Origin of the sequence: Kitasatospora sp. NPDC058218 (assembly GCF_042882445.1) — a bacterium.
Classification (GTDB): Bacteria; Actinomycetota; Actinomycetes; order Streptomycetales; family Streptomycetaceae; genus Kitasatospora.
This window is the reverse complement of the sequence record NZ_JBHVWC010000038.1, coordinates 1-17,671: the sequence shown is the minus strand read 5'-3', so window position 1 is coordinate 17,671 and position 17,671 is coordinate 1. Positions and strand designations below refer to the sequence as shown.

Below are 17,671 nucleotides of genomic sequence, written 5' to 3'. Positions count from 1 at the left end.
GGCGGGCCCCCTGGGGGGGGGGCGCCCGCGGGGGGGGTTTTGGCCGTCGCCCCAAAATGCCCCTCCCTACGGGCCCAGCGGGGGGGGGGGGGGGGGGGGGCGCCCCCCCCCGCCCCCGCGCGGCACCAATGAGATGAGATCACCAAAGAGCGCTGGAGGCACCGGCGGGGGCGGCCGTGCGCTGGTCCACCTGGTCCTTCAACCGGGCCAGGAGGACCCCCATCCGATCGTTGCTGATCGGTTGGTGTGCGCGGACGGCCTCCTTGATCGCGTCACGGCTGATCCTGCCGCTCTCCTGGTAGGCGGCCATCGCCACCGGCAGCAGATCCTCAAGCCACTCGTCGTCGTCGGTCTCCCGGTCCTGCGGGGGTTCGGCGTCGTCCGGGACGGACGGCTCGCCGCCGTCCGTGCGGTCGCGGACCGGCTCCGGAACCGGGGCCTCAGCGGCAGTCGGGGACGGCAGCGACTCCTGCTCCTGCGGGGGTTCGGCGTCGTCCGGGACGGACGGCTCGCCGCCGTCCGCGCGGTCGCGGACCGGCTCCGGAACCGGGGCCTCAGCAGCAGCGGGAGCGGGGGCCAGCACCTCGCCGTCCGCGACACCGGCGGGCCGCACGTCCGCCAGGACCTCACCCTCGTCCGCCGGGTCCGCCGCTGCGGACGGGTGCACACCGGGGCCGTCCGCAGCAGGTGCGCGTCCTTGGCCGTTTCCGGACTTCCGCAGGTCAACGACCGTGGGGACAGCAGCGGACGGCGCGGACGGGACGGCCGTCACCGGGGCCGTCGGCCCGGTCTCCGCCGGGTGGGACTCCGGCCTCTCGGTGACGCTCGCAGGCGGCTGGACGGCTTCGCGGACCGGTCCGGGACCGCCCTCCGCGCCGTCCCGGACGGACAACTCGGCGGTCCGCGTCATCAGGATGTACAGGTGGACCGAGCCCGCCAGGGCCAACGGCGCGAGCATCGACAGCACTCCGACAACTTCGTCCGTGAGGTGCAGTGCGGACTGCGCGGACTGCGGACCGCGGTTCAGTGTGATGGCGTGCAGCGCGTTCGCTCCCAGGCTCGCCGCCGTGGCCGCGAGGAACAGGAACCAGGTGTAGAGGCGGGACAGGAACGGCTGGTGGCGGAGGAGGATGATCGCCCTGACCCCGTATGCAATGAACCCGTCTACGAACAGCGGGAACAGGTAGCTCAACGCCTCCCGCGCGTGGATCGCCACCGCGATCTGCCGCAGCGCGTCGTAGCTGAACGCGAAGCCGGCCGCGCCGAGCAGGACGATCGCCGTCCGGTCCCAGGCCGTCATGCTCCGCAGCGGGACCGCGGACTGGGAGTTGCTGGTCACCGGGTCTATGTAGGTGTGGGACATCAGCGGTTGCCCCCGTTGCTCGGGTTGATGAGCGGCCAGACGGGGGTCTGGGAGAGCAGCCGTCCGAGCTGTTCGAGGGAGGTCACCTCGTGCACGTGCTGGCTGGGGCAGCTCATGCACGACACCCGCAGCGTGATGGACTCCGTGCCGCCCTGGTCGGAGAAGTACAGCTCCAGGTGCTGGCCGCCGACGGTGTCGAGCGAGGTGAACGCCTGGAGGTGCTCTTCGAAGGAGAGGAGACCCAGCGTCTGCCACTCCAGCGTGGCCGCCTCAGCGCCGAGGAGCCGGTGGGCGTACCGGGCCGCAGCCTCGACGGACCGGGGGCCCCAGGTGCGGAAGGCGTCTTCCCGAGCGGCGGTCCGCCGCTTCTCGCCGGCCGTGAGCTGTTCGGCCGCGCAGACCATGATCGGGTGGAGCATCGGAGGGCCTTCCTTGGAGTTGCTGGTGGAGATGGTGTTGCCGCCGCCGGGGGCGTTGGCGAGACGGAGCAGGACGTCCGCGTGGCACGGCACGTCGAGGGGGCAAGTGCACATGAGGTCGAGGTCGCGGAGCTCGCGGGCGAACTCGTCGGCGTAGAAGCGGCCCACCGGGCCCCGGAGGGTGGCGGCGAACAGGTCCACCGCCTCCGCCGCGTCCATCGGCGTCCCGGCCGGTGAAGGGCGGCGGTCCCCGGCCGTGAACGGGTTCGCGTACGGGCTGAGGGGCCCCACGTATGCACAGGCTGTGGACAGGGCTGCGGCGTCCGGCGCCGCTCCGCGCAGGCGAACGGGCATCAGGCCGCCCTCCCGCCGCGCCGACGGTCCGCGCCGATCATCGGGACGAGGCTGGTCACCATCTCGGCCAGTCGGCTCGCCACCCGGGCCCCGACGAAGTCGGTCAGGTCCGGCCCGCTCTCGTCCCGGGCGGGCAGGTTGGACGTGATGACGGTCGGGAGGCAGTGGTTGTACCGGTAGTTGATGAGCCGGTACGTCACCTCCTCCACCCATTCCGAAGCCTTCGCCGTGCCGAGGTCGTCCAGCAGCAGGTACTGCACTTCGCTGAGCCGTCGCAGCTCACGCTCGGCAGCGCCCATGACCTGGGAGGGCCGGAGCCTGCCGTACATGTCGGCGGAGTTCACGCAGAGCACCTCGAACCGGTCCGGGCCGCCGGCGGCGATCCTCCGCAGTGCCCCGTACGCCTCGTGCGTCTTGCCCGTGCCGGTCTGGCCGGTCAGGAGCAGGGCACCGGCGGCGGCGTTGTCGGCCAGCGCGCGATCGGCCCAGGCCGCGACCGCCGGGAGGGTGGCCTCCGCGTCGCGGTACCGGGGCGGCGTCGCGGCGCTCCAGCGGCTCAGCGCGTACTCGGCGCGGGCCCGGTGGTGCCACTGCCGGTCACCCGGGTTCGCCTCTGACGAGTCGTCGTTGATCTCTTCCGGCACGACCGGGAGCCCTCTCGCTGCGAGTATCCGTTCCATGGCCCGCAGGGATGCGGCGCTGCCCGCGCGCTCTGGGTGGGCCATGATCAAAATCCGTTCCGGTAGGCGCTGGGCTGGGCGGTGTCCTGGTACGGAACCCAGCTCCCGGGCTGCCGCCGCAGCGGGACGACGTTGGTCTGTGCGGCCGGTTCCGGGGCCTGGTCCGGCAGATCCGCCCAGATGCGGAGCAGGTAGCGGGCGGACAGCGGCGGGCGGTCGGCGTTCCAGCGCCGGGCGACCATCTCGACCAGGCGTTCGTGCCCCCAGCGGGCCGAGAGAGCTGTTACCCGGTCCCACTCCGGGCCGGTCAGCCGCCAGCCGACGACCATCCCGGCTCCGGTCATCGCCGCCACCAGCTCCTTGGAGCCCTCCGGGACCTCGACCGAATCCTGTCCGGCCGGAACTTCCCGGAGGTTTGAATCAGGAAAGCTAGCTTGCTTTTTGGTGGTGGTAATACTCCCGTAGGGAGTATTACCACCACGCGCACGCGAGGAAGAAACTTCCGGATCTCCATGAAGAGACTTCCAACTTGAGGGAGCCGAAGGGGCTTTCCCGGAATCCCCTTCCGGGAACCTGTCTCCTGATTGCGGCAGACCGGAGCCCGAAGTGGGAAGTTCCGTCCCGGCGTGCGCCGTAGCGCCGCCGGCCTGGCCGAGGAGGATCGAGTAGCTGCTGGGATTGAACGCTCCGCCGCCGCGCTCCCGGCTGATTTCCCCGAGCGATGCGAGGTCACCGAGGCACGTCGTGATCGAGCGGACTGTGAGCCCGGTCAGCCGCGATATATCCTCCAGGGTCAAGGTTGCACGGCACTGATCGTCCGCCTCCCGGGCGAGAGCGAGCAGGACGAGCCGCGACCCCCGGCGCGACTCGGACTTCGACCAGACCAGGTCCGTGGCTATCTCGCTCATGCGCCGTTCCCTTCGAATATCGCTATGCGCCGCGCCGGCATGAGGCCAAAGGACTGGTCGTCTTCCGGGATGTACCCGTTCTGGTGCGCTTCCGGGGTGAGATAAAGCTCCCCGGTCGGAAGGTAGAAGTCGTGGGCGAGTCGCCAGTCCGCGACGCTGTCGAAAGCCCGGCGGACCAACCGTTCCACGCCTTGTTCCACCTTGCGGTCGAGGAACGTGCGATAGAAATCCGGCTCGAACAGGTAGGTGGCGGCCCGTCGCGGCGGGAAGATCCGGACAAGAACCGCAGTGGGCGCAATCTCGCCGATTGCATCGCCGAGGCTTGTCCGCGTCGAGGCTTTAAGGTCGTTCTGAGGCATGAGGAGGCTCCAGGGCTGCAAGGAATTCCCTGCGGGAAGAATCGTTTCCTCGCCGCCGTCAGGCAGCGTCAATGCTTCGAACCGGCGGCGCGGCCAGTTCGGTCCTTTGCTTCTGCCGATGAACCCGGGCCAGCTTCAACAGGTACTCGTGTGTGATCCCGAGCCCCCTCGCCACGGCGGCGGCGTCCATCGTGGAGTCCGCCGCGAACCGGGCGATCACCTCCGCGCGCTCAGCCTTGCTCAACGCTGCGGTAGAGCCCCGCAGGGCTCGCCGCACAGCGCCCTTGTCCATGCGCTGCTGCCAACTGGCACGCAGAGCGGATCGCTCCGAGGCGATCAGGCCCCCGCGAATCCCGAATTCCTCGTCGTCCCTCAAGGACTCGATAAGGCAACGGGCAGCTGTCGTCAGCGGGCAGGCAGCGCACATATTCAGCGGCCTGACCAGAGAAAGGCCCAGCCGTTCCACTGTCTCCACCGGCTCAGCCTGCGGGCCGTCCCCGAGAGGGAAGAACATGCTGGTATCCCGACCGGAACACCGGGCATCCTCGGCCCAGTGCTTCCCCCGGGCCTTCCCGGATTCCTCTATGAGGGGGCCCCAATCGCCCCGCAAAGCCGCCTCAGAGAGGTCGGATATTGTGGTTCGCATTTCGCCTCATGGTGCTAGCGGCACACGGGCGCCGTATCCGGCCCGGTGCGAGAAAGTGAATCGAGAGCTGTTGCAGCCCTCCTGAATGGGGAGGCGTGAACTACGCGGCTTCGCTGTCGACCGAGATTTCGGTAACAGGCTTCGCGAAGTTGTAGACGCGCGAATCGCCGGGGACCGAGAACTCGACGTCGAGGATTTTCCCCAGCGTCTCCCACTTCTCCTGGTCCCAGTCCGGCGAGGCGTCGAGCTGTGCGCTCACCCAGGCGTCAATGGAGGCGTCGAGGTCGTCAGCGTCGGCCACGGCCGCCCTCACGCTTCCGGCCGGAGGAACACGGCCGGGTTCGAGGGCCCGGACAAGAGAGGGGGCGTGCACGCGCAGGGCGCGGCTTCTTCTCCGCGCTCGGGCCCGGCTGGCCGGCCTGCGGCCTGGCTGCCGTCCGGAGCGGAGAAGAGGCGGACGCCGCTGATGTCAGCGGCGAGCCGCAGCTGGTTGGGGCCAGCTACTGAGGGAGGGGTTCCCTTCGGCATGGCAAGCATGCGATACTCCATGGTTGCTAGGAACGCGCGCAGCGGCCTCTCGCCAAAGAAGTTCCGTTGCCCGCGCAGTAGTGAACCGGCGCCCCTTCGGGTGCGCCAGCCCGGCGTCCAGGAGTTGGTAGCTCCAGGGCGCCGGTCTCATGTCGCCCTGATTCCTGCCGGGCTCGCTCCTTGCGGCACCGAGTTCCTCCAGTGGACTGTTGCGCAAGCAAGCACGGCAGTGCAGCATGCACGGGAGTCCCGGGAGGCTGGCACCATAGAGGGAGCAGGCCCGACCATCAGGTTCGATACCTAAACTTACATTATTTTCCTAGAAGTATCAACCCTGGACAGCGGGTACCCTGCCGCCGCCCCCGACCTGCCCGATCGCATCTCTGGAGTTCATGTGCCCCCACGTCAGTTCGACGGCAAGCGCGTACGCGCTGTCCGGCGGGGCAAGGACCTCAACCAGGGTGAGCTAGCCGCCGCAGTGGGCGTCACCGCCCCCGCCGTGGCGAAATGGGAGAGCGGCCAGGACTTCCCCAAGGGCGAGAAGCTGCCTGCGATTGCAGCAGCACTCGGCGAGCCCTTGGACGACCTCTTCCCCCACGACGGCCCCGCGGATCTACAACTCCTGCGATGCGACGCCGGCCTCAGCGTGGCGCAGGCCGCCGCGGTCCTTGGGACCAGCCGCGTGCCGGTGGCCAACGCCGAGTCCGGTCGGCGCCGGCTCGGAGACGACTACGTGTCGCCGCTCGCGGCGGCGTACGGGGTGACCGAAGAGGCCCTGCTGGAAGCCCAGGACTGCTCGTTCGGGCTCCGCCCCGGGACCTCGGGTGACGAGCGGGCATCAGCACCCCGCACGGTCGGCGAGAAGATCAACTACCTCCTGGAGCACGGGTACGTGGGCCAGGAGGCGCCCTCAGACGAGGAAATCGCGCGGGTCGTGAACGATCACGCGGGCGAGCCAGTCGTTGCAGTCGAGGACATCGCCGCCCTTCGCGCGGGCCTCACAACCGAGGCTTCCGAGGTGGTGCGCGCCGGCCTGGCCGAGGCGCTCCAGGTCGACGTCTCCCTCTTCCAGGACGATGCCGAGGTTGACCCGGCGGCCCGGGAGTTCCTGGAGGCCGTCCGCTTCCTCGGTTCGATTCAGCGGGGACAGATTCTCGGGCTGGCTGCCCGCGGCAATGGCGGGGGCCTGTCCGCCGAGATGATGGCCAAGATCAACGATCTCGTCGGAGAGCTGAAGCACAAGCTGCCAGAGGTGCAGGACGGGGACTGACGCCATCGGCAAGCGGTCCTCGCCAGCCTCGATCTGCGAGGACCGTGTCTGACGCGGACCGTCGGCAGCGCATGGACCATGCCAGCACGAGCCGTGTCACGACCTTGCCGACAACAGTGAAGGGACTGCGGCGTTGCCCCCGTGGGGCAACGCCGCAGTCCCTTCACTGTTCCTGACCTCGGTACTCCGAGGTGCCGGCCTACGCCGCGGTGAGGTCCACGCCGAGCAGGTCGGAGAGGGTGGCCACCGTCTGCTTGGGGTCCTGGTTGTGCACTCCGGCGAGGCCGAGCTGCTCTGCCGCCTTGACGTACGCCTCGGTGTCGTCGACGAAGATGCACTCGGACGCGGGCATGTCCATGAGCTTGAGGGTGATCTCGAAGAGGCCCGGGTCGGGCTTGCGCATCAGGTGCTGCTCGGAGATCACCACGACGTCGTACAGCCGCTCCAGGTCGTAGCCGTCGTACAGGTCCCACGGGGCCAGGCCCACGGAGTTGGACAGGATGCCCACCTTGATCCCGGCCCGCCTCGCGGCGGCAGCCGCGTTGATCAGCAGCGGCTCGGGGCGAAGGTCGCCGAAGATGCGGCCCATCAGGCCGTCGGGGGACACACCCAGCATCTTGCCGGCGAACTCGTTCCACTCGGTCTGGGAGACCGCTCCGCGCTCCAGGTCGCTGGTGATCCGGACGCCCGTCTCGTCCTTGTACAGGGCGGTGAGGCAGGCGCCCTGCGGCAGGCCCTCGCGCTGCTCGAAGGCGAGCACGGCGGGCAGCAGCGGCGTGGTCAGCACTCCGCCGAAGTCGAGGATGAGGCCAGTGCGGTTGGACATGCGGGAACTCCAGTGATTGCTGAGATTTCGGACGCTCGTCAAGACAGGACAGCGTCACGGCCCCGGCTACGTATGGCGACGGCATTAGGTGTGCGTCGCAGGCCAGGGTTCACCTGTGGGCGGATCAAGACCTATCTGTCCGCACACCCACGGTACCAAACGAGTTCATGCGGCGGAGGGTGCCAAATATCACTCGCCGACACGCTAATCAAGATCACCATGACCCGGCGCCCCGAGGATGAGACTGCCCCAGGAATAACCCGGCGGAACTCATCGCGGGCTAAAGATCCGCTTCGATCCCCACTCTTGCCGCGCCCACGAGGAGCTCATCTGCCTGATCATCGGTGATACCTGAATAGGCCGCGCTGATGCGTGCGAGCCACGCCGCTTCACTGTCGGTGTCAACGAAAGGCTTCTCCCGCAGAGGGGCAGAAGCGTCCGCACCCGCTGGCATGGTGTCAACGGCCCGGAGCGCGGCCTTAATCCAGTACGCCTCTGCGGCCGGCTCGGGATCAGAACGCGAAGCGGTAGCATCCTCGGCGGCGAACATCAGGTCTCGCGGAGCGTAATAGCGCAACTTCTCGCAAGCGTCGGCAATATCCTGGGTCCACCGGTCGAGGCGAACGTCTATGGGAACGCGCATGTGCACAAGTTCCGTGAAGCGCCCCCCAGGCGGATACAGGCTCGTACCTGGAAACGCCTTCACCAGGTCAAACCAGAGCGGGTAGATCCTGGCCAGGGTCCGCCACGTCTTCCACCGGCCTGCCGCCGCACGGGTGGTTGGAATGCTCGCTCCGGCGGCGACGATAAGGAAAAGCAGGTTCATCCACATAGATTCGGCGTCTACGACAAACTGCACTGTGGAGGGGCTCAGAGGGAAGGCCACCGCGACCCACAGGAGGCCGGGACGGGCCAGCGAATGGACCAGTCCCATCCACATCGAAATCCCCATCAAACGCAGCCCGATACGCATGCTCGTGGTCTCGGCCTGTCGCGCTGCCCGGGTCCACTGATAACCGCACACCGTTGCTGTGACAAGCGGGAAGAAGTAGAAGACGGTCATGTAGACCGCCACTCCCCACTGTCCAGCGTGGTCGATGAGGAAATCCTGGCTCTTCTCTCTGCGGTCCACCGCGGTGAAAAACAGAACCGTGAGGAGAGTGACGCCTACAGCCCCCGCCTTGTAGGACGCGCGGGCGATCCAGCGCGTGACCGCTACGTGACGGGGGACCACTGCCTTCGTGCTCTTCCCGTAGCTGGTGGCCACATAGGTCAGAGCTGCGATGGTCGCCGCAGTGCTGGCGAAGTGCCTCAGCAGGGCATCGAGGTCCACCACGGGGATTCGATCCGCGACACTCATTACTGCCGGCGTATAGAGCCACAGCGCTACAGCGAATCCCGCGTAGCCGCCCCAGAGTGCCCGGCGGTGAAAGTCACCGTAGCGAACTGCGGGGAATCGCCAGACGACGATCACGGTCATCACTGCCGCGGTCAGGTATTTAAAGTATTCCGACATCTAACCAGTACTGTCTGAGCAGGCTGCACTTACCCCGGCCTCGAAGGCCGGCAGGCCGCGGTCTTAATTGCAATTGAGTGGGCTGTCTACTGAGTTGTGAGGCCGGAGAAAGGGCCTCGACGGTCGCCTTCCAATCGCTTCTAGCGTATGCGCCGGGGCGGAGCAACAGGATGGGCAAGCGAGGACTCCAAGAGGCTGACCATGTCATCACCCGCAACCGACTGGCGGCGCGCCAACCGCTTTATCAACGAGGCCGAAATCTCGGCCTGCTTCTCCTCGGGGCTGTCAAAGTCCACCCGCCCTTGTACCACGGTCGACGGGAAACGACGAATCACTTCCAGCCGGATACGTTCAGGGACGTATCGCTCGATCTCGGCGCAGGTAAGGGTGGTCCCGTGGTCCAGCCACTCGTGCGCAAGCTCGTGCAGGATGATGTGCTCGGTCTGATTTCGGCTTGAACGGCGGCGATAGAGAATGAGCGTGAACTCCGGCGTTTTAACCCGGAGGCCACATGCCGTTCCCAATCCCCCATCGGGGTCATCCAGAGGCACTAGCCGAATCTGGCGACCCAGCGCCCGCTCCATATTCTGCACCAGCGCCTCAATGCTGAAAGGAGCGGGGATAGGGAGACCCGTGAGCAGTCTCTCGCATTCCTTCACGAGCGCGCGCTGCGAAGGTTCTCCATGCCAGCGCATAACCGCCCTACGCCAACGCCCTCTACGCCAACGCCCTCTACGCCAACGCATAATCGCTCCATTGAAATGCTGGTGTTCACCGGCGGCCCCACCCCGATGCTCGTAGCGAGGTGCCAGTAGTCAGGAGCCTGTGCTTGAGGTGCGCGGTGGCCGGTCGATCGGCGGCCACGATTTATCGTACAAGGAGGAAAGTTCGATACGTCCGGTTCGGGCATGTTGCGAAGGTCACGCCACTCAGTGTGATGATTCCAAGATCGAATTTGAGCGACGGCGCCTTAATTGATCTTCGGCGCTTCTGGGCTGTCCTCAGCGTGACCATGCACCAGGGGCGGGCGATCGGCTGGAGCCACTGCCCCTGTCCACGAAGGCGACCGGCCGACCATCACGGTGCTTGCGGTGTTCGGCCTCGGCAGGCAGGTGGAAGCCCTAGGTTGTGGGTATGGACGTGCAGAGCTTGTGGTGGCAGGCGGGTCGGCTGGCGTACGAGATGCCAGAGGCAGGCTGGCTGGAGCACCGTTGGCATGACTCAGTGCGCCGAGCCGCCGCCGTGCTGGAGCCGGTCAACACCCCGGAGGGGTACAGCTCGGGGCCGTGGAGCTTCGCGCTTCCGACCATCGCGCTGACCGTCTACACCGGGCGAGATCAGCCGCCGGCCAAGGACGTGACGGTGGACTGGATCATCGAGCAGGTCGCGGACAGGGACGGGCTGGAGGGAAGGGTCCAATCCGGACTTGAGCGGTACAACAACCTGGCCGACGGCGACCGGATCGGCAAGCTCTTCTCCTGGCTCACCCAGTACCAGGAGCCCACGGGGAAGTACGGCTACGACCTGCCGTCCGTCGAAGACCTGCCCGGCGGGACGCTCCTGAGCATCGGTGCGGGGTGGGCCGAGGACCTCCTCACCCGCCACTACGTCAGCACCGCGGCTTCCTGACCGCCACAGTCTCCCGGGGGGCTACCCGGGCAACCAGGTCGAGGTCGAGCGTCAGGTCTCAGCGCTGACGCGGGGCAGCGGTGGCGGTGACGGCTTCGACACGGATACGGGCGGGAGGGTGCCGGCGGCGGCTCAGCCTGGCCGGACGGCGGGGCTCGGAGGACTGGGCCTGTTCGGAGGGTTCTGCCGCCTGCCGGGCGCCGGGCAGGACGATGTCGAGGCCGGGCTGGAGAAGGAGTTCTAGCCGGGCGGCGGCCTCGGGTCGGGGGCGGGCGTGACAAGGCCACCCGAAGCAGGCGCCGGAGGGGTGCGGGGCCCGCTCGATTACGCTCCTGCACTGAGTGCAGGTGGCCATCATGGAGGCCCCCGTGTCGTGCTCCACCGTTCGTCCCGTTCGTGCTCGCGGTCCTGGTCCCCCTCCGACCGTACGGCGCGCGCCCTGCGAGCGAGACCGACCGCGAGGTGAGGTCGACCACGCCGGGCCGGGCACTGCGGCGGCCTCCGTCCTGGTTCAAGCGAATCCGGGGCAAGCGGCGGTGACGGCATCCGGGAATTGTCGTCACCGCCGCTTGCCCACGGAGCACAATCCGTTCAGGCCCGGGGCTGTTACTTCCACACAGGGATGAGCCTCTTGGGGTTCGGTGTCTTGTTCCCCTTCTGTCCAGGAAGAACCTGGACGGCGGCGAATATCTCGAACAACACCTGACGCTTCTGCGAAAGGTCATACTCGCCGGAGACCCACTTCTTGGCCACGTCGTTAGGTGCCTCGTTTTTCGTCGCTGCCGCCAATTCGAACTTGGCTCGCTCACTGCGCAGCTTCTTGATTGCCCCCTCCAAGGGAGGCGCCAAACGGTAGAACATTGAGTCGGGGACTTCGTCGTCCTGCCACTGCTTTTCCAATTCGGCGAGCTTGTCCGCCTTCTGTTGGAGCTTCTTCTCGTCAGGCCATGCGACCTTGACCGGAATGAAAGTGGCCTGGGCCTTCTTCAGTTTCGCCAGCACCAGGCGCTGGAGCTGCTGATCGACCATTGGACCGGAGATCGCGTTGCGCGAGCACGTCGAGCAGGTGTAGACGTACGGGCTCCGCTTGCTCGCGGCCTTCGTCCCGCCCATGGGCTCGTTGCAGACGCGCGTCGTGACCGCCCCGTCCTTCTCCTCCTCGATGCGGTACTGGCAGCGGAGAAGCGTCGAACCCAGGTACTTGACCGTCTTCGGGATTCCAGTGATCCTCGGCGTTCCCGAGCCACGGGCAAGGTAGGTGCTCCCCGGCCCGAAGGTGGCGCACACCGCACGCCACTTTTCCGGTGTCGTCACGGTTTTCCAGACGCCCACGACCGGCTCGCCGTCGTCATCCAGGACGAGGTCACCGCGGTTTGCGCGGTATCCGCACACACGAGGGGCGGTCATCATCTGCGTGAGTGTCTGCGGAACGAGATCATGTCCGCGAGTGCCCGTCAATCCTCGCCGCTTCGATTCGATGCAGAGGGTCTTTACCGCTTTGCCCTTGATGCGCTCGTCAATAGCCCACGCTAGGAAGTCTGACTCGGGCAGCCGCAGATTCTCCCGGTCCTCCTCCCAGCCGAACGGCCTCGGGCCGCTGTGGGGCAGGCCGTCGAGTATTCGGTCCTGATGCCAGTCGCGGATTCGCCGCTTCTTCTTCATGGACTCGGCCTTGTTGACCACTGCCATGATGCCCGTCTTGATGATCTCGCTTTCCTCGGTGAGATCCATCGGCCCCGACGGGGTGTAGAAGCGCCGGCTCGGGTCGAGCGTGATCGCCTCGACAAAGTCCTCCCAGTCCCGGTCTGTCCTCTGCACGCGGTCCTGGTCCACGCAGATGACCCCGTGGACCGGGTATCCCTCCGGGGTGTGTCCCCGCTTGAGGTCCCGGAGCATCGCCTGGAAGTCCGGCCGTACCACGTCGCGCTTCGAGGCCGACAGGTCGTTGTCGGTGTAGCGGTGGACGATCACGGCATCGTGGCGAGCCGCGTTCCGGTCGTTGCGGCGGTGCTGGTTGGCCACGCCCTTGCCAGCCGACCACGCGGACTTGGCGGCCTTCTGGCTGTTGTTCTTGCGCCAGTCGTCCGAGATGCGGGAGTAGCCGATCAAGAAGGGCGTGTCGGGGTGCAGCAGGGCAAGCTCCTCCGGCGGAGCGAGCCCGGCGGGCCTGCCGCGCAGCTCAAGATCGTCCGGCCCTGTTTCCTCGGGCGAGACGTTGGTCATGGCGTTCTGGTCACGGGTTGTGCTCAAGGTCTTACTCCTGGCCTGGCTGCTCGAAAGCAACGCCGGGCGGTCTGGATCATGCGACGATGACGGTATGAACCGACTCGCGAACGCGACGTCGCCGTACCTGCTCCAGCACGCCTCCAACCCAGTGGATTGGTGGCCATGGGGAGAGGAGGCGATGAATGAAGCGAAGCGACGGGACGTGCCCATCCTCTTGAGTGTGGGCTATGCGTCCTGTCACTTATGCTTCTACTAATTTACTGGTGCCACGTGATGGCCCACGAGTCCTTCGAGGACGACGAACTGGCCGCGTACGCCAACGAGCGGTTCGTCGCGGTCAAGGTCGACCGCGAGGAGCGGCCGGACGTCGACGCCGTCTACATGGAGGCGGTGCAGGCGGCGACCGGGCAGGGCGGCTGGCCGATGACGGTCTTCCTCACGCCCGACAAGGACCCGTTCTACTTCGGGACGTACTTCCCGCCGGAGCCCCGGCACGGGATGCCGTCCTTCCGGCAGGTCCTGGAGGGCGTCGACGCGGCCTGGCGGGACCGGCGCGAGGAGGTCGGCGAGGTCGCCGCCCGGATCCGGACCGATCTGGCCGAGCGCGCCTCGGTGTACGCCGTCGGCGGCGGGGTGCACCGCCCGCCGGGGGAGGCGGAGCTGCACGAGGCGCTGGTCGCGCTCGGCCGGGACTTCGACGCCCGGCGCGGCGGCTTCGGCGGCGCGCCCAAGTTCCCGCCGGCCATGGTGATCGAGTTCCTGCTGCGCCACCACGCCCGGACCGGTTCGGCGGCCGCGCTGGAGATGGCCGTGCGGACCGCCGCGGCGATGGCCCGGGGCGGCATCCACGACCAGCTCGGCGGCGGCTTCGCCCGGTACGCGGTGGACGCCGACTGGGTCGTCCCGCACTTCGAGAAGATGCTCTACGACAACGCGCTGCTGCTCCGCGCGTACCTGCACCTCTGGCGGGCCACCGGCTCCCCGCTCGCCCGGCGGGTGGCACTCTCCACGGCGGACTTCCTGCTGCGTGAACTGCGCACCCCCGAGGGGGCGTTCGCCTCGGCACTGGACGCGGACAGCCTGGACCGGGCGAGCGGTGCCTCGGTCGAGGGGGCGTACTACGCGTGGACGCCGGGGCAGTTGGCCGAGGTGCTGGGGGAGGCGGACGCCGCCTTCGCGGCGGAGCTCTACGAGGTGACCCCGGCCGGGACGTTCGAGCACGGCTCCTCGGTGCTGCAACTGCTCTCCGACCCGCAGGACGCCGAGACGGCCGAGCGCGTCCGGGCCGGGCTCTTCGCCGCGCGGGCCGAGCGGCCGGCGCCCGCCCGGGACGACAAGGTGGTCGCCGCCTGGAACGGGCTGGCCATCGCCGCGCTCGCCGAGACCGGTGCGCTGCTGGAGCGGCCCGACCTGGTCGAGGCCGCCGAACGCGCCGCCGACCTGCTGCTCGCCGTCCACCTCACGCCCGACGGCCGGCTGCTGCGCACCTCCCGGGACGGCCGGGCCGGTGCCAATGCGGGCGTCCTGGAGGACTACGCGGACACCGCCGAGGGCTTCCTCGCGCTGTACGCGGTGACCGGCGCGGCGGAGTGGCTGCAACTGGCCGGCGGGCTGCTGGACACCGTGCTGAAGCACTTCGCCGACGAGGCGTCCGGCGCGCTCTACGACACCGCCGACGACGCCGAGGAGCTGATCCGGCGCCCGCAGGACCCGACCGACAACGCGACCCCGTCCGGCTGGACGGCCGCCGCGGGTGCGCTGCTCACCTACGCCGCGTACACCGGGTCGGCGCGCCACCGCACGGCCGCCGAGCGGGCGCTCGGCATCGTCGGGGCGCTGGCCACCCGGGCGCCGCGGTTCATCGGCTGGGGCCTGGCCGTGGCCGAGGCGCTGGTGGACGGCCCGCGCGAGGTCGCCGTGGTCGGCCCGGCGGGGGATCCGGCGACGGCCGCGCTGCACCGGGCGGCACTGCTGGGCACCGCGCCCGGTGCGGTGGTCGCGGTCGGCGAGCCCGCGGCGGCCGGGGCCCGGGCGGCGGACGGCGGCTCGGCCGGAGCGTCGGGCGCTCGGCCGGACGGCGCCGAGGTGCCGCTGCTGGCGGACCGGCCGCTGGTGGACGGCGCGCCCGCCGCGTACGTCTGCCGGCACTTCGCCTGCGACGCGCCGACCACCGATCCGGCGGTGCTGGCCGAGCGGCTGGGCGCTGCGGAGCGGTAGGGCCCGCCCGCGTCCGGGCCCGTCACTCCCAGTCCCACCGGACGCCGAGCAGGCAGGGCTGCAGGGCCGTCGCCACCAGGTGCACGCAGTGGTGGCCGTCGAGGGTCAACTCCTCGGTCTCGTAGGGCCTTTCGCCGGGGGAGCGGAGGGCGAAGCGATGGCAGCGGACGGGCAGGGCGTCGGGGTGGAAGGTGACCTGGAGGACGTACTGGCCGGCGCCGGAGTTGAAGCCGCGGACGTACTCGCAGCCGGGTGTGGGTGACGGGCTGTCGTCGAAGCCGTAGCCGAGCAGGTGGGTGTCGCCGGCCCGGAGCCGGCGGTCGAGCAGGAGTTCGGCGACCAGCAGGTCGTGGGCCTGGTCGCGGCGGATCCGGCCGGGGCGGCAGTTCTCCTCGGCGCGTACGCCGACCCGGGAGATGTCGCAGCCCGGATCCCCCTGGTAGAGGGCCAGGTAGCGGTCGATGCCGTCGCGGTGGGCGCGCAGCGCGTGCTGGGAGTCGCGACGCAGCAGTTGGCGGTCGGCGCCGATCCGGATCCGCTCGATGTGGGTGATGGTGTGCAGCCCGGTGTCGCGCGGGCTCGCGAGGGCGGCGAGCAGGTCGTCGACGGCGGCGGCCGGGGAGATGAGGTCCCGGTAGGGGCGCACGGGCGGGCCGGCCGGGTCGGCGGGGGTGGCCCGGCGGGGGCCGAGCAGCCGGGTGAGGGAGTGCTCGGGGAGTTCCAGGACCTCCTCCAGGGCCTGGACCGCGCGCAGCGACTCGGGCCGGTCGGGCCGGCGGCGGCCCTGTTGCCAGTAGCTGAGGCTGGTGACGCCGACCTGGACGCCGCGCAGGGCGAGGTGTCGGCGGATGCGGTGCAGGGCGAGGCCGCGGGTGGCGATGGCGGTGCGCAGGGCCACGTGGAAAGGGCCGGTGCGCAGGGCGGTGGCGAGGTCGGCCTGGTCGCTCCGCTGCATGGCGGCCTCCTCGGTGGGCGGGCAGTGCGGACACCGGTTGGTCGTGAATATTCACATGTGGAAGGCGGTTTGTCACCGGTCGGGGCGTGCCGCGCGGGCGTTTCCGGGGTGGCGTTCACACCTGGGCCGGGTCGTTCACACCGCGTTCCGCGGGGTGTGAAGGCCGTTGACCAGCATCTGTCAACGGCGCGATGCTCAGTGGCGCGATCCGGACCGCACCCAGCAGGAACCCCCACTCCCCTGCCGTGCAAGGAGAAACTCCCCCATGCCAGTTCCACGGATACGTCTGCGCCGCGCCGTCGGGGCGCTCGCGCTGGGCGTGCTCGGCCCGGCGCTCAGCGTCGCGGCCACCACCCCGGCCTCGGCCGCGCCGGCCCCCACCGGTGCGTCCGCCCAGGTCCGTCCGGCCGCGGCGCCGGGCAGCACGGCCGATCTGGCCGGCACCTTCAAGAAGCTCAACATCACCATGCAGCAGCAACAGCAGTCCAACTGGTGCTGGGCGGCGAGCGGCAACACCATCGCCACCTGGTTCGGCTACAGCTACAGCCAGAACCAGTTCTGCAACGCCGCGTTCGGCCGCTCGACCAGCTCCAGCTGCCCCAACAGCCAGGCCACGCTGGGCGATGTGCAGAACGGCCTGAGCTGGGTCGGCATCAACCCCGGCTCGTACGTCACCGGGTACCTGCGCTACAGCACGGTGCAGACCGAGGTGAACGCCAACCGGCCGATCGAGACCCGGATCCAGTGGAGCTCCGGCGGTGGCCACATGCACGTGGTCTACGGCTACGACACCGGTAGCAACTGGGTGTACTGGGGCGACCCGTGGCCCTCCAACACCCGCTACAACTGGGCGGACTACGACTACTACGTGTCCAACGGCACGTTCTCCTGGACCCACTCCCTGTACCGGATCGGCGCGTGAGGGGCGACCATGACCAGCATCCGTAACGCGGCCGTCGCCGTCCTGCTCGCCGCCGGCCTCGGCCTGGCCGTCACCCCGGCCGCCCAGGCGGACACCCCGGCCGGCACCCCCGCGCCGGTCGCCGCGGCCGACCTCGCGCAGGCCCGCGGCGCCGTCCAGGACCCGGCCGTCCTGGACCGGTTGGGCCACTTCTTCGCCCGCAAGGGCGTTCCGCCGACCCAGCAGCTCACCATCGGCGCGGCCGAGGAGGCACGGGCGGCGAGCGCGGCCGCGCCGAGGCTGGCGGGCGACACCGTGCCCGTCTACACCCTGGACGCGGACTTCGTGGCCGGCTCCCCGGGAGCACCGGTGGCGAAGGCCGAGTACACCGCCAGCAAGGCCGTCTCGGCGGACGGCCAGGTGGCCTCGGTCTGGACGGTGAACCAGGGCGGGAGCTGGCGGGTGGTCAACATCGCCTCCGGCGGTGACGAGACCGACTACGCGGCCCGGGCGGCGGGCGGTGGCGGCGGGACGGCCTTCCGCGAGCCGCAGCTCAACGCCTGGTACGTGCTGCGGGACGGCCGGGTGCTGCCGCTGGACGACGAGGCGCGGCGCTCGGTGGGCGAGGCCGGGGTGAGCCTGGCCGCGTACCAGCGGCTGGTCCACCAGCGGTACGGGGACAAGCTGCCCGGCTCGGCGTACGACCGGGCCGGCAAGGGCGGCGGCTACCAGCCGGACGCCACCGGGCGGGAGACGGCCGCGGCGGGTGGCGGCAGCGCGCTGCCCGCCGTCACGGCGGCCGCGGCCCTGGGCGCCACCGCGCTGGTGGGTGCGGGCCTCGCCCTGCGGCGGCGGGCGGGTGCCCGGCGCGGGT

Annotated in this window: 16 protein-coding genes and 1 pseudogene; 5 read left to right on the top strand and 12 right to left on the bottom strand. The window is 69.3% G+C overall.

Annotated elements, in window-relative coordinates:
• Window positions 1–139: 139 nt before the first annotated feature.
• The 7 genes from ACFVYI_RS23480 to ACFVYI_RS23450 form a co-directional block, all read right to left on the bottom strand.
• Entirely contained in the window at window positions 140–1,339 is a 1,200-nt protein-coding gene (locus ACFVYI_RS23480) for a DUF2637 domain-containing protein (RefSeq protein WP_387888726.1), read from the bottom strand.
• A 23-nt stretch (window positions 1,340–1,362) separates the two neighbouring features.
• Window positions 1,363–2,073, bottom strand: coding sequence for a DUF6195 family protein (locus ACFVYI_RS23475; protein ID WP_387888725.1), 711 nt, complete (start codon window positions 2,071–2,073; stop codon window positions 1,363–1,365).
• Between the two features lie 62 nt (window positions 2,074–2,135).
• Entirely contained in the window at window positions 2,136–2,861 is a 726-nt protein-coding gene (locus tag ACFVYI_RS23470; RefSeq protein WP_387888722.1) for an ATP-binding protein, read from the bottom strand.
• Window positions 2,862–2,863: 2 nt separating this feature from the next.
• Complete coding sequence (locus ACFVYI_RS23465) at window positions 2,864–3,160, bottom strand: hypothetical protein (protein ID WP_387888720.1); 297 nt, start codon at window positions 3,158–3,160, stop codon at window positions 2,864–2,866.
• Between the two features lie 560 nt (window positions 3,161–3,720).
• The gene (locus ACFVYI_RS23460) at window positions 3,721–4,083 is read right to left on the bottom strand and encodes a hypothetical protein (RefSeq protein ID WP_387888718.1); all 363 of its coding nucleotides are present in this window, start codon (window positions 4,081–4,083) and stop codon (window positions 3,721–3,723) included.
• A 58-nt stretch (window positions 4,084–4,141) separates the two neighbouring features.
• The gene (locus ACFVYI_RS23455) at window positions 4,142–4,729 is read right to left on the bottom strand and encodes a WhiB family transcriptional regulator (protein WP_387888716.1); all 588 of its coding nucleotides are present in this window, start codon (window positions 4,727–4,729) and stop codon (window positions 4,142–4,144) included.
• A 100-nt stretch (window positions 4,730–4,829) separates the two neighbouring features.
• The gene (locus ACFVYI_RS23450; protein WP_043469226.1) at window positions 4,830–5,030 is read right to left on the bottom strand and encodes a hypothetical protein; all 201 of its coding nucleotides are present in this window, start codon (window positions 5,028–5,030) and stop codon (window positions 4,830–4,832) included.
• Between the two features lie 621 nt (window positions 5,031–5,651).
• Between ACFVYI_RS23450 and ACFVYI_RS23445 the strand changes: the two genes are divergently transcribed.
• Complete coding sequence (locus ACFVYI_RS23445; RefSeq protein WP_387888713.1) at window positions 5,652–6,527, top strand: helix-turn-helix domain-containing protein; 876 nt, start codon at window positions 5,652–5,654, stop codon at window positions 6,525–6,527.
• A gap of 199 nt (window positions 6,528–6,726) precedes the next feature.
• Here the strand turns inward: ACFVYI_RS23445 and ACFVYI_RS23440 are convergent, their stop codons facing one another.
• From ACFVYI_RS23440 to ACFVYI_RS23430, 3 genes are all read right to left on the bottom strand, one after another.
• Complete coding sequence (locus tag ACFVYI_RS23440) at window positions 6,727–7,353, bottom strand: HAD-IA family hydrolase (protein ID WP_387888711.1); 627 nt, start codon at window positions 7,351–7,353, stop codon at window positions 6,727–6,729.
• 280 nt (window positions 7,354–7,633) lie between these two features.
• Window positions 7,634–8,869: an MAB_1171c family putative transporter gene (locus ACFVYI_RS23435; RefSeq protein WP_387888709.1), complete on the bottom strand. Its 1,236-nt coding sequence runs from the start codon at window positions 8,867–8,869 to the stop codon at window positions 7,634–7,636.
• A 140-nt stretch (window positions 8,870–9,009) separates the two neighbouring features.
• The gene (locus tag ACFVYI_RS23430; protein WP_387888708.1) at window positions 9,010–9,528 is read right to left on the bottom strand and encodes a hypothetical protein; all 519 of its coding nucleotides are present in this window, start codon (window positions 9,526–9,528) and stop codon (window positions 9,010–9,012) included.
• Between the two features lie 565 nt (window positions 9,529–10,093).
• On the opposite strand from ACFVYI_RS23430, the gene ACFVYI_RS23425 reads away from it, so the two are divergent.
• A complete protein-coding gene (locus ACFVYI_RS23425; RefSeq protein ID WP_387888705.1) occupies window positions 10,094–10,498 on the top strand; it encodes a hypothetical protein in 405 nt (134 codons plus the stop codon).
• Between the two features lie 606 nt (window positions 10,499–11,104).
• On the opposite strand, the gene ACFVYI_RS23420 is transcribed toward ACFVYI_RS23425, so the two are convergent.
• Window positions 11,105–12,721: a recombinase family protein gene (locus ACFVYI_RS23420; protein ID WP_387888702.1), complete on the bottom strand. Its 1,617-nt coding sequence runs from the start codon at window positions 12,719–12,721 to the stop codon at window positions 11,105–11,107.
• Between the two features lie 94 nt (window positions 12,722–12,815).
• Between ACFVYI_RS23420 and ACFVYI_RS23415 the strand changes: the two are divergent.
• Window positions 12,816–14,941: pseudogene (locus tag ACFVYI_RS23415) on the top strand (thioredoxin domain-containing protein).
• Window positions 14,942–14,963: 22 nt separating this feature from the next.
• On the opposite strand, the gene ACFVYI_RS23410 reads toward ACFVYI_RS23415, so the two are convergent.
• Complete coding sequence (locus ACFVYI_RS23410; RefSeq protein ID WP_387888701.1) at window positions 14,964–15,896, bottom strand: hypothetical protein; 933 nt, start codon at window positions 15,894–15,896, stop codon at window positions 14,964–14,966.
• A 265-nt stretch (window positions 15,897–16,161) separates the two neighbouring features.
• On the opposite strand from ACFVYI_RS23410, the gene ACFVYI_RS23405 reads away from it, so the two are divergent.
• Both ACFVYI_RS23405 and ACFVYI_RS23400 read left to right on the top strand, forming a co-directional pair.
• On the top strand, window positions 16,162–16,818 hold the full coding sequence (locus ACFVYI_RS23405; RefSeq protein ID WP_387888700.1) for a papain-like cysteine protease family protein: 657 nt from the start codon (window positions 16,162–16,164) through the stop codon (window positions 16,816–16,818).
• Window positions 16,819–16,827: 9 nt separating this feature from the next.
• On the top strand, window positions 16,828–17,671 hold an 844-nt coding region (locus ACFVYI_RS23400; RefSeq protein WP_387888699.1), incomplete at its 3' end, for a hypothetical protein.

Excerpts from the sequence above, each read along its gene's own strand:
- ACFVYI_RS23470 (WP_387888722.1), bottom strand. The coding sequence starts at position 2,861 with ATGGCCCACCCAGAGCGCGCGGGCAGCGCCGCATCCCTGCGGGCCATG.
- ACFVYI_RS23465 (WP_387888720.1), bottom strand. The coding sequence starts at position 3,160 with ATGACCGGAGCCGGGATGGTCGTCGGCTGGCGGCTGACCGGCCCGGAG.
- ACFVYI_RS23460 (WP_387888718.1), bottom strand. The coding sequence starts at position 4,083 with ATGCCTCAGAACGACCTTAAAGCCTCGACGCGGACAAGCCTCGGCGAT.
- ACFVYI_RS23455 (WP_387888716.1), bottom strand. The coding sequence starts at position 4,729 with ATGCGAACCACAATATCCGACCTCTCTGAGGCGGCTTTGCGGGGCGAT.
- ACFVYI_RS23440 (WP_387888711.1), bottom strand. The coding sequence starts at position 7,353 with ATGTCCAACCGCACTGGCCTCATCCTCGACTTCGGCGGAGTGCTGACC.
- ACFVYI_RS23435 (WP_387888709.1), bottom strand. The coding sequence starts at position 8,869 with ATGTCGGAATACTTTAAATACCTGACCGCGGCAGTGATGACCGTGATC.
- ACFVYI_RS23420 (WP_387888702.1), bottom strand. The coding sequence starts at position 12,721 with ATGACCAACGTCTCGCCCGAGGAAACAGGGCCGGACGATCTTGAGCTG.
- ACFVYI_RS23410 (WP_387888701.1), bottom strand. The coding sequence starts at position 15,896 with ATGCAGCGGAGCGACCAGGCCGACCTCGCCACCGCCCTGCGCACCGGC.
- ACFVYI_RS23405 (WP_387888700.1), top strand. The coding sequence starts at position 16,162 with ATGCCAGTTCCACGGATACGTCTGCGCCGCGCCGTCGGGGCGCTCGCG.